The sequence below is a fragment of the Streptomyces panaciradicis genome (assembly GCF_023516615.1).
Lineage (GTDB): Bacteria > Actinomycetota > Actinomycetes > Streptomycetales > Streptomycetaceae > Streptomyces > Streptomyces panaciradicis.
In genome coordinates this window covers 1-13960 of record NZ_JAMGBF010000048.1, presented here as the reverse complement: position 1 = coordinate 13960, position 13960 = coordinate 1, and the positions used below count along the sequence as shown (strand labels likewise).

The following is a 13960-nucleotide window of genomic DNA, read 5'->3' as shown; positions in this document are numbered from 1 at the left end:
CGTCCACGAGCTCCTCATCCCCGCCGGCTGCCACGTCGAGGGCCACGGGTCGATCCTCAGGACCGCGGACCACTCCACGACCAGCGGGAGCGACGATGCGACCCTGCGCGTGGGCGGTGACGCCGTCACCATCGACGGGCTGCGATTCGACGGCAACAGCCGCAACCAGGGTGACGTGTGGAACCAGCACCGTCACCAGATCAGGGTGCAGGGCGATTACAGCGACATCCGGATCACGAACTGCGTCTTCTACGACATCATCGGGGACGGCGTCTACATCAACATCGGGTCCGGGGGAAACAACGGTCACACCGTCGAGATTCACGACTGCGCGTTCACCGCGGCCAATGACAACAGAAACGGCGTCAGCGTCACCTCGGGGACGCGGGTGCATGTGCATCACAACACGTTCACGAACATGGCCCGTCACGACATGCCCGGAGCGATCGACATCGAACCGAACTCCGCTTCGGACACTGTCGCCGCCATTCTGGTCGAGGACAACACGATCACGCGCGCGGACCTCTCCGGCACCGGCGCCCGGTACGGCATTCTGGCGGCCATGTCCGCCTGCGTCGGCACGGACATCGTCTTCAGGAACAACAGGATCAGCGGCGCCGGGCTCGGTGCGGCATGCCTGGTCGTCGGCGACAGGAGCGGAACGCTCAACCCCAGTTCGGTGACCATCGTGGGAAACGACATCCGTGACGCCGGTGGTGCCGGAGTCGAGCTCAATTACGGGATCAGGACCGACATCGTCGAGAACACGTTCGTGAATCTCAGTCCGGCGATCCTGAATCACCTGTCCTTCCTGGGGGACGCCTCGGGCAACACCTACACCGACGTCACCACGCGACTCGCCTGACCCAGCCCGCCGTCCGTACCTGTTGCTGCGACCGGCCGCACGCTTAGGCTGTATGTGTACGGCGTAAATTCCTGATCTGCTCCCAAGTGAGGAGCTGTGGATCACGGCTCGAACTTCCTCGCGGTCACCCCCTACGGCCGGGGTGCGGGGAGTTCGCGGGTCCGTGTCTTCGAATGGCTCGACCGCACCGCCACCGACTTCGCCGTCGGCAGTTATCTCTCCTTGCCGAACGCCGCTCCCTCCCGTCTCGTCCGTCATCCGTTGTCCGTGGCCCGGGCGGAGCGCCGGCTGGCCGCCTTCTCCCGCGCCCGGCCCCAAACACTCCTCCTGCACCGGGAAGCCTCGCCGCTCAGCCGGGGCTGGTGGGAACGGCGGCTGCTGACGAGCGCGGAGTTCGCCGTCTACGACTTCGACGACGCCCTGCAGTGGGATCTCGGAGAGGGCGGTCTCCTGCGCCGACTCGCCCCCAAGGCGGACAAGGTGCTGGTGGCCGTGCACCACGCGGACCGGGTCATCGCGGGCAACAGCGTGCTGGCGGACTGGGCGTCACGGCACCACCGGGACGTCGTGGTGATACCGAGCTGCGTGGCCCCGCAGGACTACGCGCCCAAGGTCTCCTACGAGCTGCACGACCCGCCGCGGCTCGGCTGGATCGGCTCGCCGCACAACGAGTCCTGTCTGCTGCTGATCGCCGAAGCCCTCAGGGAGATCCACCGGAGAACCGGCGCGCGGGTGACGCTGATCGGTACGACCGCGCCGTCCTTCGGTGGCCTGGAGTCCTTGGTCGACCGGGTCGCCTGGAGCCCGGACACCCAGCGCGCGGCGCTGTCCGAGGTGGACGTGGGGCTGATGCCGCTCCAGCTGAACGCCTACAGCCTCGGCAAGTGCGGATACAAGCTGCTCCAGTACGCCGCCGCCGGTCTGCCCGCGGTGGCCACACCTCTCGGTGTCAACGCCGAGCTGCTCTCCGAGTTCGGCATGCCCGCCCCGCGCACCCAGGACGACTGGATCGCCGCGATCCTCGGCCTGGTGGAGTCGTCCGCGGCCCACCGGGAACGCGTCGGCAGGGCGGCGTGCGAGATCGCCGCCCGAAGGTATTCGTACGAGGCGTGGCTGCCCCGGTGGGAGGCGGCACTCGAACTCGGGGCGGTGGCCCGATGACGACCGCCGCTCGGTCCGTGCCGACCGCCGATGTCGTGATCGTGAACTGGAACACCGGCCGGTACCTGAGGGACTGTGTGCGGTCGATCGCCGGCACCGACCGGTCCCAGCTGCGTGTGGCCCGGATCGTCGTCGTCGACAACGCCTCCACCGACGGCTCCCTGAAGGACCTGTCGTCGGCCGGCGTCGAGCTCGAGGTGGTCCGCAACGCGCGCAACCGCGGCTTCGCCGCCGCGTGCAATCAGGGCGCGGCCCGCGGCCACGGCGACTACGTGCTCTTCCTGAACCCGGACACGCGGCTCTGCCCCGACACCTTGTCCGTGGTCGGCCGGCTGCTGCGGTCTCCGGCCGCTGACGGATTCGGCATATTCGGGGCGCTCATGGTGGACGAGGACGGTCGTCCGCTGATCTCCTGTTCGAGGTTCCCCAACCTGCGCATGTACGTCGGGAAGATGACGGGACTCGACCGGCTGATGCCCGCGCTCTTCCCGCCCCAGCACCTCGGGGCACGCGAGATGACCCGTTCAGGGGCGGTGGACCAGGTCATAGGGGCCTTCTTCCTGGTCCGTCGACCGCTGTTCCGTCAGCTGGGCGGCTTCGACGAGCGCTACTTCCTCTACCTGGAAGAGGTCGACTTCGCGCGGCGGGCGCGCCTCGCCGGCTGGCCCTCGTACTTCGTGGGACAGGCCCGGGTCCACCACGCCGAGAACGTCAGCTCTCGCCAACTGGGGGCATGGCGGCACTACTTGATGTTGTGCAGTCGTACGCGGTACGCGTTCCGCCACTGGTCCGTGCCGCGAGCGTGGCTGCTGACGGCACTCACCCTGACCGTCGAGCCGGCGGCGCGGCTGGCGGCCGCCGCTGTGCGGGGGCAGTGGGCGGAGCTCCGGGCCACCCCCGCCGTCTACCGGCAGTTCCTGCGCTGGCTTCGGACCAGCCGCCCGATCGCTCGCGATTGACCCGGTCCACCCGTGCGTGCAAAATGCGTATACGACGTAAATGTACGACATAAGCGAGGCGGGCATGCCCCATGTGCACCGTTGACCGCTCCACCCGAGAACCCCTGTCCTCCATCGACGCCGTGCCGCTGTCGCCGACGCGGCGGACCCTGGACCTCGTCGTCGCCTTCACCCTGCTGGTTCTTCTGACCCCGCTGCTGGTCCTGCTGGCGATACTGGTCGGCGTCACGAGCGGCGGACCGGTGCTGTTCCGCCAGCGGCGGACGGGGGAGGGCGGGCGTGAGTTCACCCTCTACAAGTTCCGCAGCATGCGGAAGGGCGGCGCGGGCCCCGCGATCACCAGTGGGTCCGATCCGCGAGTGACCGGGACGGGGCAGATGCTGCGCCACCTCCATCTGGACGAGTTGCCTCAGCTGTGGAACGTGCTGCGCGGCGACATGACGCTGGCCGGGCCGCGTCCCGAGATCCCGGGCCTCGCCGAGCGCTATCCGTCGGAGTACCGCTGGGTCTTCCGGCACCGCCCGGGACTCACCGGCCCGTGCCAGCTCCGCTCACGTGCGGAGGCCGGGCAGCTCGACGGCAGCCGCGATCCGGAGGAGTACTACCTCACGGTGCTCGTTCCGCAACGCACCGCCTTGGACGCGGAGTTCCTCAGTCGCGCCACGGTGCCCAACACTCTGCGCATGGCCGCCCGGACCGTCCTGTACCTGCTGTCGGCCCTGTGGGCGGGCGGCGCGCGCCGGGGCTCCGCCCGGGCGAAGGACGGACGCGGTGGTCCCGGGGGGTGGTCCTGATGCGCGCCGTGGTGACCGGCGCGGCGGGGTTCATCGGCTCGCACCTCTGCGAACACCTGCTGGCCCGCGGGGACGACGTGGTGGGGATCGATGCCCTCACCGACTTCTACGAGCCTGCCCGCAAGCGGCGCAACCTCGCCGCCCTGCTGGGCCGGGACCGGTTCACCTTCCACCGGAGGGATCTGCTGGACATGCGCCTGGAGCCGCTGTTCGCGGCCGCGGACGCCGTCTACCACCTCGCGGGGCAGCCGGGCGTACGAGGTTCGTGGGGGCCGGAGTTCGCCGTGTACCTCGAACGCAACGTCCTGGTGACCCAGCACGTGCTGGAGGCGATGCGCGAGACCTGCCCCGGCCGGTTGGTCTTCGCGTCCAGTTCGTCGGTCTACGGCGATGCGGACGCGTATCCGATGCGGGAGACACTGCGCCCCCGGCCCGTGTCCCCCTACGGGGTGACCAAACTCGCGGCGGAACAGCTGTGCGAGACGTACCGCACCGCATTCGGCCTGCCCACGGTCTCCTTGCGGCTCTTCACCGTGTACGGCCCCGGCCAGCGGCCCGACATGGCGTTCTCGCGGCTGGTGACGGCCGCCTGCGCGCGCCGGCCCTTCCCGCTGTACGGGGACGGATCGCAGAGCCGCGACTTCACCTTCGTCGGGGATGTGGTGGCGGCCATGCGTTCCGCCGCGCTGTCCGCGTGGGCCGGGGTCGCGAACGTCGGCGGAGGGTGCGAGGTGACGATGAACCGGGTCATCGACGAAGTGGGCCTGTTGGCCGCCCCGGTGAGGGTGGTGCGGGGTCCGGCAGAGCCGGGCGACGCGCGGCGCACCGCGGCCGACATCACCGTGGCGAAGGCGGCCTTCGGCTATCGGCCAGGCACGGACATCCGTACCGGACTGGCCGCCATGGTGCGGGCCGAGCGGGCCTCGCTCCCCGTACGGCCCGAGGAACGGGTGCCTGCCGAGCGGCGTTGAGGCCCGGGGCGTGGGTCAGCCGGGGGGCTGGGCCCCGCGGTAGTACCCGATGATTTCCGCGGCTGTCATGCCCCGATCGCGCTTGCGCCCCAGGAAGTAGACGGCCGAGGCGTCGTCCAGGGCGTAGTCCGGGGGGACGAGGCGGTCGAGGGCGCGCAGCCAGAACAGCAGTCCCCGCGCGCCCCGTCCCGCCAGAGCCGAACGGCTCAGACCCCGAACCGTGTGGTCGATGCTCCACAGGAGCTGGGTGCCGGGGCCCGCGACGTGTCCGGCCGCCAACTCGTCGAATCGCCGGAAGAGGTAGCGGTGGCCACTCGCCGTGTAGCGCGTGAAGTCGTGAGCGCCCGCATGGACCTGCTGGAGGAACGGGGTCTCCGCGTAGACGAGCCCGTCGTCCTTGAGGACCCGGTGGATTTCCGCGACGACGGCCGCCGGGTCGAGGACATGCTCGAGTACGGCCTGCACGAGCACGGCGTCGACGCTCGCCGACGTCAGCGGAATCCGGTGCGCGTCGGCGATGAACTGGGTCACCGGACTGCCGACGATGTCGAAGCCGATCACTTCGACCCGGGGATCGCGGTAGACCGCCTCCACCCCGTTGCCGACGGTCGCCCCGCCGACGACGAGGAGCCGCGGCGCGGGCCCCGTGAGACTTCGCAGCAGAAGGTCGATGTTCCGGGCCGCGACACGGTTGGGCGGCTTCCACACACGGCGCAGCGGGCTGGGCAGCCCGTCCGCGCCCTGCGGGCAGTGCGGCCGGGAACTCTCCTTCGGCTCCAAAGCCATCGCCGCGGCCGGGCGGCCGACGACACTGCGGTCGAAGTCGACGAGGACCGGCCACCGCCCGGTCACGGGGAAGGCCGGGGAATCGTGGTACGGACAGGAGGACTCCGTGCAGCTGAATCCGCCCGGCTGCGTCGTGAGGGGCGATCGGCAGCGCGGACACGCCAGCAGCTGCCGGAACTCCTCCAGATCGACCAGGGGCATGCCTCACCTCCAGGGTGTGCCGTCTCGATTTTCCTGCGGATTGACCCACTCCGCCCGATAGGCGACGATGTACGTATACATCGTAAATATGCGATTGCGTCTGGTGGTGGATGATGCGGGATGGGGTGGTCGTCGCGCGGCCGGGCCGCCGCGAAGCCATGCGCGACTACTGGCCCGCGACGCCTCCGCGGGTGGCGCCGACGGCCGTGCTCCCCTCGCCGCCGACGCAGGCTCGGATCAAGGTGCTGCACGTCATCACCCGGTTCTCCGCGGGCGCGGGAGGGAACACCCTGCTGTCGGCCATCGGCATGGACCGTTCCCGCTACGACGTGTGGGTCGCCGGCGTTCCGGGCGGCGACCTGTGGGATCGGGCGCGTGCCGCCGGCGTGCACACGTGCGAGATCCGGGGGTTCCGGCACACCCTGAGCCCCGCTGACCTGCTGGTGCTGTGGCGGCTGGTACGGCTCATCCGGCGCGAGCGGTTCACCGTCGTGCACACGCATTCGGCCAAGGGCGGATTCCTCGGGCGGATCGCCGCACGTCTGTGCCGTACCCCGGTCGTCGTGCACACGTTCCACGGGCTGAGCTTCCACCCGTACATGTCCCGCTCCCGGCAGATGATCTACCGCGCTCTGGAGCGGCTCACGCGGCGTTTCACCCACCGGTTCCTCGCCGTCGCGCCTCGCGTGGCGGGGCAGGCCGTCGAGGAGCGCCTGGCTCCGCCCGGCCTGGTCCGGGTGGTGCCGTCGGCGGTGGAGCTCGGACACATCCCCGAGCGGTTCGATCCCGAGGCCCGCCGCATCCTGGACCTGCCTCCCGACGCCTCCCTCGTCGGCACGGTGTGCCGCATCGACCGCCAGAAGGCGCCACTCGACTTCGTCCGTATGGCGGCCGCGCTGCGTTCCGTGCGTCCCGACACCGCCTTCGTCATGATCGGCGACGGGCCGCTCGAAGCCGAGGCCCGACGACTCGCGGCGGAACTGGACGTCGAGGTGACGTTCACCGGGCACCGCCCGGACGCGGCCCGGCTCGTCGCCGGACTGGACGTCTTCGTCGTGCTGTCGCTGTACGAAGGACTCGGCCGGGCCCTCACCGAGGCACTGGCCGCCGCCCGCCCGGTCGTCGCGACAGCCGTGAACGGTGTACCCGACCTCGTCGAGCACGGTGCGACGGGGCTGCTGGTGGCGCCCGGCGACCCGGAAGGCGCCGCGCGAGCGGTCGCCTGGCTGCTCGATCACCCGCTGCAGGCGGCGCAGATGGGCCGGCAGGGCCGCCGACGGGTGCGTACGGCCTTCGCACCGGAGGCCATGTGCGAGGCCATCGACGCCTGTTACCGGGACTTGCTGGGTCTGCCCTTCCCGGCCGGGGCCTCCGGGACGTCTCGCGGCTCCTGACCCGAGACGCGCGTCGAGGAACCTCCGACCGACCGCGACCAGGGAGCAGAACATGCGCCTGACAGTCATCGGCACCGGATACCTGGGAGCCGTCCACGCCGCCTGCATGGCCGAGAGCGGGCACGACGTCCTCGGCGTGGATGTGGACCCGGCCCGGATCGGCGCCCTCACCGCCGCGCGACCCCCCTTCTACGAGCCCGGGCTCGCCGACCTGCTCTGGCGCGGAGCCGAGGCGGGCCGACTGCGCTTCACCACCTCACTGGCGCAGGCCGCCGGGTTCGCCGACACCCACTTCGTATGTGTGGGCACCCCGCAGCAACCGGCCTCGGGCGCCGCCGACCTGAGCCACGTCGAGGCCGCGGTCGACGCCCTGACCTCTTCGCAGCGACTCGGAACGGACGGAGGGACGCTGCTGATCGGGAAGTCGACCGTGCCGGTCGGCACGGCGGACCGGCTGGCCCGGCGGCTGCGCGCGACCGCTGCGAACGCAGACGTGGCCTGGAACCCCGAATTCCTCCGAGAGGGCAGCGCCGTTCACGACACGCTGCGGCCGGAGCGCATCGTGGCGGGAGTCCGCTCGGCGCACGCCGAGGCGCGACTGCGCGAGATCTACGCGCCCCTGCTGGCCGCCGGCGTGCCGTTCATCAGCACCGACACCGCCACCGCCGAACTGGTCAAGCTGGCCTCCAACGCCTTCCTCGCGACCAAGATCTCGTTCATCAACGCCATGGCGGAGGTCTGCGACGCCGTCGCCGCCGACGTGACCACCCTCGCCCGGGCCATGGGAGCGGACCCCCGCATCGGACCGCGCTTCCTCACGCCCGGCCTGGGCTTCGGCGGCGGGTGTCTGCCGAAGGACATCCGGGCCTTCGTCGCCCGAGCCGAGGAACTGGGGCTGGCGGAGTCGGTCGCCTTCCTGCGGGAGGTCGACGAGATCAACCAACGGCAACGCCGTCGCACGGTCGGCCTTGCCGAGCGGCTCGTCGGCGGCTCCTTCGAGAACCGATGCGTGGCGGTGCTCGGAGCCGCCTTCAAACCCGGCAGCGACGACGTCCGTGACTCACCGGCCCTCGCCGTGGCGGACGCGGTCCGGCGCCGGGGAGCGGAGGTCCGCGTCCACGACCCCGAGGCGATCGACGCCGCTCGGGCCGCGCACCCCGAGCTGCAGTTCGCGCTGGATGTGAACAAGGTCTGCGAACAGGCCGACGTGGTGCTGCACCTCACCGACTGGCCGCAGTACAGGGCGCTCGATCCGGCCGCTCTCGCCGAGGTCGTCCGCATCCCGACCGTCGTGGACGCACGCCACAGCCTCGACCCGGTCGCCTGGAGCAGGGCGGGCTGGACGCTCTGCGCACCGGGCCGCCCGAGGCTCTGCCCGCCGCACGCGGAAGACGGCGTGGTCGGGCCGCCCCACTGAGCGCACTGCCGTGACATGGCGGTGTCCGCAGCCGGTTACCGGCGAAGGCGGCGTTCGCTCGGGTTCAGGGCCGCCGATCGGCGACGGGTGCCGTACCGGCGTACCCGTGCGGATTGACAAGCTGGAACCGCAGGGCGTCCCGGCACATGTCCGTCAGGCTGCGGCTCGGCCGCCACCCCCAGTCGCGGGTGACGGCGGCGGGATTGGCGACGAGGGTCGCCACGTCCCCCGGGCGGCGGTCGGTGAGTTCGTACGGGATCTCGCCGCCGCTCGCCTCCGAGAACGCGGCGATCACGTCGAGCACCGAACTTCCCTGGCCCAGGCCGATGTTGTACACGCGCATGCCGGGGGCGTCGCCAAGGTGGTCGAGGGCCACGCGGTGGGCCTCGACGGTGTCCATGACGTGGATGTAGTCGCGGATCGCGGTGCCGTCGGGGGTGGGGTAGTCCCCGCCGAAGACGCGCAGCCGCTCCCGGCGCCCGACGGCCACCTGCGCGAGGGACGGCATCATGTTCTCCGGGGCGCCGCGCGGAGCCTCGCCGAGCAGTCCGCTCGGATGCGCGCCGGCCGGGTTGCAGTACCGCAGGCACAGCACCGTGTACTCGGGGAGCCTGCGGCAGACGTCGGCGAGGATCTGCTCGCAGAGCCACTTGGAGGCGGCAAAGGGGTTGCCGGGCCGCACGGGGGTGTTCTCGTCCAGCAGTCCGGGGCCCGCGTCGCCGTAGAGCCAGCAGGACGAGGAGAAGACGATCCGGTGCACCCCGTGCTCGTGCATCGCCGACAGCAGCGCGGTGGTGCCGCCGACGTTGATGTCGTAGTACTCCACCGGCCGCCGTGCCGAGCCGCTCACGCCCTTGAGCGCGGCGAAGTGCACGACCGCGTCCACCGGGTGCCGGTCGAAGACGGCGGACAGCGCGCGCCGGTCGCGGACGTCGAGCTCGTAGACGGCCCCGACGAACCGTCCGGCGATCCTCTCCGCCCGCGCGAAGACCTGCGGGGCGCTGTTGGAGTAGTCGTCGACGACGACCACCTCGTAGCCGTGGTCGAGGAGTTCCACGCAGGCGTGGCTGCCGATGAAGCCGGCCCCGCCGGTGACGAGGACGGTGGAGGGGGCCCAGGGGCGACCGGCCCCCGGGCGGGCCCGCGCGTGCCGGTTCTTGTCCACGGTGCCTCACCCGGCCCTGATGAGGAGGACGACGTACGTTTACGACGTATGTGTACGACTGTGCGGCAGCCCGCCCGTGGCGTCAAGTCAGGGCCTGACCAGCAGCTGGAAGTCGAAGGCGTAGCGCGAGGCCCGGTAGATGTGGGTCCCGTACTCCACCGGCCGCCCCGTGTCGTCGTACGCCGTGCGCTGCATGGTCAGTACGGCGGCCCCCTCCTGTTCGTCCAGGCGGGAGGCCTCGTCGGCGGTGGCGGAACGGGCGCCGATGGTCTGGCGGGCGCTGTGCAGGGTGATGCCGGCGGTGCGCATCATGCGGTACAGGCCCGTCGCCTCCAGGCGGGTGGTGTCGAGCTCGAGCAACGTCGCCGGCAGGTAGTTGCACAGCAGGGCCACCGGCTGGCCGTGGGTGAGGCGCAGCCGCTCCAGGACGATCACCTCGCCGCCCTCGGCGATGCCGAGCGCGGCCGCCACCTCCGGGGCGGCGGGCCGGCGCTCGTTGCGCACGACCTGGGTGGTCGGGCCCTGGCCGGCCGCCTCCAGGTCGTCGTAGAGGCTGGAGAGCTCCAGCGGACGCTTGACCTGGCTGTGGACGACCTGGGTGCCCACACCCCGGCGGCGCACCAGCAGGCCCTTGTCGACCAGGGACTGGATGGCCTGGCGGACCGTGGGTCTGGACAGGCCCAGGCGGGTCGAGAGGTCGATCTCGTTGCCCAGGAGGTTTCCCGGGGCGAGGACCCCGTGCTCGATGGCCGCCTCCAGCTGCTGGGCGAGCTGGTAGTACAGCGGCACCGGACTGCCCCGGTCCAGGGCGAAGTCCAGGGAGTCGAGCGCGGGGGCGTTCGCGGCACGGGTCGCGCCACGGGTCTTCGCCATGGACGTACCTCCCTCCGATAGGAGTTGACGGTCTGTCAGGAGTGGCTGGGGAAGCCGAGGTCGATCCCCGCGTCGGCCGGGTCGGGCCAGCGTGTGGTGATCACCTTGCCCTGGGTGTAGAAGGCGATGCCGTCGTTTCCGTAGATGTGCAGGTCGCCGAAGAGGGAGTCCTTCCAGCCGCCGAAGGAGTGGTAGCCGACGGGCACCGGGATCGGCACGTTCACGCCGACCATGCCCGCCTTCACCTCCATCTGGAAGCGGCGGGCGGCGCCGCCGTCCCGGGTGAAGATCGCGGTGCCGTTGCCCCAGCGGGAGTCGTTGATCAGCTTGATCGCCTCGTCGTACGACTCCGCACGGACGACCGCCAGGACCGGGCCGAAGATCTCGTCCCGGTACGCGTCCGCCGTCAGCGGGACCTTGTCGAGCAGCGAGACGCCGAGGAAGAAGCCGTCCTCGTGGCCCTCGACCGTGTACCCGGTGCCGTCGACCACGACCTGCGCGCCCTGCCCGGCCGCCGACGCCACGTACGAGGCGACCTTGTCGCGGTGCTCGCGCGTGATCAGCGGGCCCATCTCGGAAGCCGGGTCGTCGCCTGGACCGATCCTCAGGTCCTTCGCCCGCTCGGCGATCTTGCCGACCAGTTCGTCGCCCGTGTCGCCGACCGCGACCACGACCGACACCGCCATGCAGCGCTCGCCGGCCGAACCGTACGCCGCGTTGATCGCCTGGTCGGCCGCGAAGTCCAGGTCGGCGTCCGGGAGGACGAGCATGTGGTTCTTGGCGCCGCCCAGGGCCTGCACGCGCTTGCCGTGCTCGACCGCCTTCAGCTGGATGTACTTCGCGATCGGCGTCGAGCCGACGAAGGACACGGCCTCGACGTCCGGGTGCTCCAGCAGACGGTCCACGGCCACCTTGTCGCCCTGCACGACGTTCAGCACACCGTCCGGCAGGCCCGCCTCGGCGGCCAGTTCGGCCAGCCGGAAGGAGGCCGAGGGGTCCTTCTCGCTCGGCTTGAGCACGAAGGTGTTCCCGCACGCGATGGCCAGGGGGAACATCCACATCGGCACCATGGCCGGGAAGTTGAACGGCGTGATGCCCGCGACCACGCCCAGCGGCTGCCGGATCGAGGCGACGTCGACGCGGGTGGAGACCTGCGTCGACAGCTCGCCCTTCAGCTGCACGCTGATCCCGCAGGCCAGCTCCACGATCTCCATGCCGCGCGCCACCTCGCCGAGCGCGTCGCTGTGCACCTTGCCGTGCTCGGCGGTGATCAGCGCGGCGATCTCGTCGCGGTGGGCGTCCAGCAGCTCGCGGTACTTGAACAGCACCGCGGTGCGCTTGGCCAGCGAGGAGGTGCCCCAGGTCTCGAAGGCGGCCCTGGCCGCGGCCACGGCGGCGTCCACCTCGTCGACGTCGGCGAACCCGACCTGCTTCTCCTGCGCGCCGGTCGCCGGGTTGTACACGGCGCCGTAGCGGCCGGAGGCGGACTCGACGGGCTTGCCGCCGATCCAGTGGGTGATGGTCTTCATGGTGCGGGGGCCTTTCAGCAAGGGGGGACCAGCGGTGGCTCAGAGGTGGTGGCGGCGGTCGGCGACCTGGCGGTCGTACTCCTCGCGGGCCCGTACGGCGGCCTCGCGGGTGGCCGTCTCGGCGACCGGGACGTCCCACCAGGCCTCGGCCGGGGGAGCGGCCGGGCCGGCGGTGTCGGTCTCGACGTAGACACAGGTCGGGCGGTCGGAGGCGCGGGCCGCGGCGAGCGCCTCGCGCAGTTCGCGGACCGTCTTGGCGCGCAGGACGTCCATGCCGAGGCTGCCCGCGTTGGCGGCCAGGTCGACGGGGAGCGGGGCGCCGGAGAAGGTTCCGTCGGCGGTCCGGTAGCGGTACGCCGTGCCGAAGCGCTCGCCGCCGACCGACTCGGACAGGCCGCCGATGGAGGCGTAGCCGTGGTTCTGGATGAGGACCAGGTTGACCGGCAGGCCCTCCTGGACGGCGGTGACGATCTCGGTCGGCATCATCAGGTAGGTGCCGTCGCCGACCAGGGACCACACCGGGGTGCCCGGCGCGGCCTGCTGGACGCCGATGGCCGCCGGGATCTCGTAGCCCATGCAGGAGTAGCCGTACTCCAGGTGGTACTGGCGGGGGCTGCGGGCCCGCCAGAGCTTGTGCAGGTCGCCGGGGAGCGAGCCGGCGGCGTTGATCACCACGTCGTCGTCGCCGACGACCGCGTCCAGGGCGCCGAGCACCTGGGTCTGGGTGGGGACGGCGTTCTCGTCGGCGGCCGTGTAAGCGGCGTCGACGAGCCGCTCCCAGCGTTCCTTGCCTTCACGGTATGCCGCCTCGTGAACCGGGTTCACACGGTGATCCGCGAGCGCCTCGGTCAACGCCGTGAGCCCTGCGCGCGCGTCGCACACCACAGTCCGCGCCGACAGCTTGTGAGCGTCGAACGCCGTGATGTTGAGGTTGACGAAGCGCACGTCAGGGTTCTGGAAGAGCGTCCCGGACGCGGTCGTGAAGTCCGTGTAGCGGGTGCCGACGCCGATCACCAGGTCGGCCGTGCGCGCGATGCCGTCGCTGACCGCCGTACCGGTGTGGCCGATGCCGCCGAGGTCGGCGGGGTGGTCGTGGCGCAGCGAGCCCTTGCCCGCCTGGGTCGAGGCGACCGGGATGCCTGTGGCCTCCACCAGCGCCTTCAGCGCGTCCTCGGCCTCGCTGTGGTGGACGCCGCCGCCCGCGACGATCAGCGGGCGCTCGGCGGCCCGGATCGCCGCCACCGCCTCCGCCAGCTCGTAGGGGTCGGGCGCGGGGCGCCGTACGTGCCACACGCGCTCGGCGAAGAACTCCTCCGGCCAGTCGTGGGCCTCGGCCTGGACGTCCTGGGGGAGGGCGAGGGTGACCGCGCCGGTCTCGGCCGGGTCCGCGAGCACCCGCATGGCGTTCAGCGCCGACGGGATCAGGGCCTCGGGACGCGTGATCCGGTCGAAGTACCGCGACACCGGGCGCAGGGTGTCGTTGACGGACACGTCCGCCTCGGTGGGGTGCTCCAGCTGCTGCAGCAGCGGGTCCGGGGCGTGCGAGGCGAAGTAGTCGCCGGGCAGCAGCAGGACCGGCAGCCGGTTGATGGTGGCCAGTGCGGCGCCGGTGACCAGGTTGGTGGCTCCGGGCCCGATGGACGTCGTCACGGCCTGCGCGGAGAGCCGGTTGAGCTGGCGGGCGTACCCGACGGCCGCGTGCACCATGGACTGCTCGTTGCGGCCCTGGTGGTACGGCATGTCGTCCCCGTACTCGACGAGCGCCTGGCCGATGCCGGCGACGTTGCCGTGCCCGAAGATGCCCCAGGTGCCCGCGATCAGCCGGTGGCGCACGCCGTCGCGCTC

12 protein-coding genes are annotated in these 13960 nt (G+C 71.3%); 7 read left to right on the top strand and 5 right to left on the bottom strand.

What is annotated here, in order from left to right; translation table 11 throughout:
* The first annotated feature begins 109 nt into the window (after positions 1–109).
* From M8J74_RS18395 to M8J74_RS18375, 5 genes are all read left to right on the top strand, one after another.
* Positions 110–865: a right-handed parallel beta-helix repeat-containing protein gene (locus M8J74_RS18395; RefSeq protein ID WP_249837472.1), complete on the top strand. Its 756-nt coding sequence runs from the start codon at positions 110–112 to the stop codon at positions 863–865.
* 96 nt (positions 866–961) lie between these two features.
* On the top strand, positions 962–2026 hold the full coding sequence (locus M8J74_RS18390; RefSeq protein WP_249837471.1) for a glycosyltransferase family 4 protein: 1065 nt from the start codon (positions 962–964) through the stop codon (positions 2024–2026).
* The gene (locus tag M8J74_RS18385) at positions 2023–2985 is read left to right on the top strand and encodes a glycosyltransferase family 2 protein (protein ID WP_249837470.1); all 963 of its coding nucleotides are present in this window, start codon (positions 2023–2025) and stop codon (positions 2983–2985) included. Before M8J74_RS18390 ends, M8J74_RS18385 begins: the two co-directional genes overlap by 4 nt.
* Before the next feature lie 71 nt (positions 2986–3056).
* The gene (locus M8J74_RS18380) at positions 3057–3779 is read left to right on the top strand and encodes a sugar transferase (protein ID WP_249837469.1); all 723 of its coding nucleotides are present in this window, start codon (positions 3057–3059) and stop codon (positions 3777–3779) included.
* Positions 3779–4750: an NAD-dependent epimerase/dehydratase family protein gene (locus M8J74_RS18375; protein ID WP_249837468.1), complete on the top strand. Its 972-nt coding sequence runs from the start codon at positions 3779–3781 to the stop codon at positions 4748–4750. The genes M8J74_RS18380 and M8J74_RS18375 overlap by 1 nt, the downstream gene beginning before the upstream one ends.
* 15 nt (positions 4751–4765) lie before the next feature.
* On the opposite strand, the gene M8J74_RS18370 is transcribed toward M8J74_RS18375, so the two are convergent.
* Positions 4766–5737 (bottom strand): methyltransferase domain-containing protein, encoded by a 972-nt coding sequence (locus M8J74_RS18370; protein WP_249837467.1) that lies wholly within the window; start codon positions 5735–5737, stop codon positions 4766–4768.
* Positions 5738–5847: 110 nt separating this feature from the next.
* Between M8J74_RS18370 and M8J74_RS18365 the strand changes: the two genes are divergently transcribed.
* Both M8J74_RS18365 and M8J74_RS18360 read left to right on the top strand, forming a co-directional pair.
* Entirely contained in the window at positions 5848–7131 is a 1284-nt protein-coding gene (locus M8J74_RS18365; RefSeq protein ID WP_249837466.1) for a glycosyltransferase family 4 protein, read from the top strand.
* A gap of 52 nt (positions 7132–7183) precedes the next feature.
* Entirely contained in the window at positions 7184–8548 is a 1365-nt protein-coding gene (locus M8J74_RS18360) for a UDP-glucose dehydrogenase family protein (protein ID WP_249837465.1), read from the top strand.
* A gap of 64 nt (positions 8549–8612) precedes the next feature.
* Here M8J74_RS18360 and galE read toward each other — a convergent pair whose 3' ends face one another.
* From galE to iolD, 4 genes are all read right to left on the bottom strand, one after another.
* Positions 8613–9713, bottom strand: a complete 1101-nt coding sequence (galE, locus tag M8J74_RS18355; protein WP_308406064.1) for a UDP-glucose 4-epimerase GalE — start codon at positions 9711–9713, stop codon at positions 8613–8615.
* 87 nt (positions 9714–9800) lie between these two features.
* Positions 9801–10586 (bottom strand): GntR family transcriptional regulator, encoded by a 786-nt coding sequence (locus M8J74_RS18350; RefSeq protein ID WP_249837464.1) that lies wholly within the window; start codon positions 10584–10586, stop codon positions 9801–9803.
* A gap of 35 nt (positions 10587–10621) precedes the next feature.
* Positions 10622–12115 carry a CoA-acylating methylmalonate-semialdehyde dehydrogenase gene (locus tag M8J74_RS18345; RefSeq protein ID WP_249837463.1) on the bottom strand — a complete coding sequence of 498 codons (1494 nt, stop codon included), beginning with the start codon at positions 12113–12115 and terminating at the stop codon, positions 10622–10624.
* A gap of 39 nt (positions 12116–12154) precedes the next feature.
* The coding region (iolD, locus tag M8J74_RS18340; protein WP_249837462.1) for a 3D-(3,5/4)-trihydroxycyclohexane-1,2-dione acylhydrolase (decyclizing) at positions 12155–13960 on the bottom strand (1806 nt) is incomplete at its 5' end.

Excerpts from the sequence above, each read along its gene's own strand:
- M8J74_RS18370 (WP_249837467.1), bottom strand. The coding sequence starts at position 5,737 with ATGCCCCTGGTCGATCTGGAGGAGTTCCGGCAGCTGCTGGCGTGTCCG.
- M8J74_RS18385 (WP_249837470.1), top strand. The coding sequence starts at position 2,023 with ATGACGACCGCCGCTCGGTCCGTGCCGACCGCCGATGTCGTGATCGTG.
- M8J74_RS18380 (WP_249837469.1), top strand. The coding sequence starts at position 3,057 with ATGTGCACCGTTGACCGCTCCACCCGAGAACCCCTGTCCTCCATCGAC.
- M8J74_RS18365 (WP_249837466.1), top strand. The coding sequence starts at position 5,848 with ATGATGCGGGATGGGGTGGTCGTCGCGCGGCCGGGCCGCCGCGAAGCC.
- M8J74_RS18350 (WP_249837464.1), bottom strand. The coding sequence starts at position 10,586 with ATGGCGAAGACCCGTGGCGCGACCCGTGCCGCGAACGCCCCCGCGCTC.
- M8J74_RS18360 (WP_249837465.1), top strand. The coding sequence starts at position 7,184 with ATGCGCCTGACAGTCATCGGCACCGGATACCTGGGAGCCGTCCACGCC.
- M8J74_RS18345 (WP_249837463.1), bottom strand. The coding sequence starts at position 12,115 with ATGAAGACCATCACCCACTGGATCGGCGGCAAGCCCGTCGAGTCCGCC.
- M8J74_RS18375 (WP_249837468.1), top strand. The coding sequence starts at position 3,779 with ATGCGCGCCGTGGTGACCGGCGCGGCGGGGTTCATCGGCTCGCACCTC.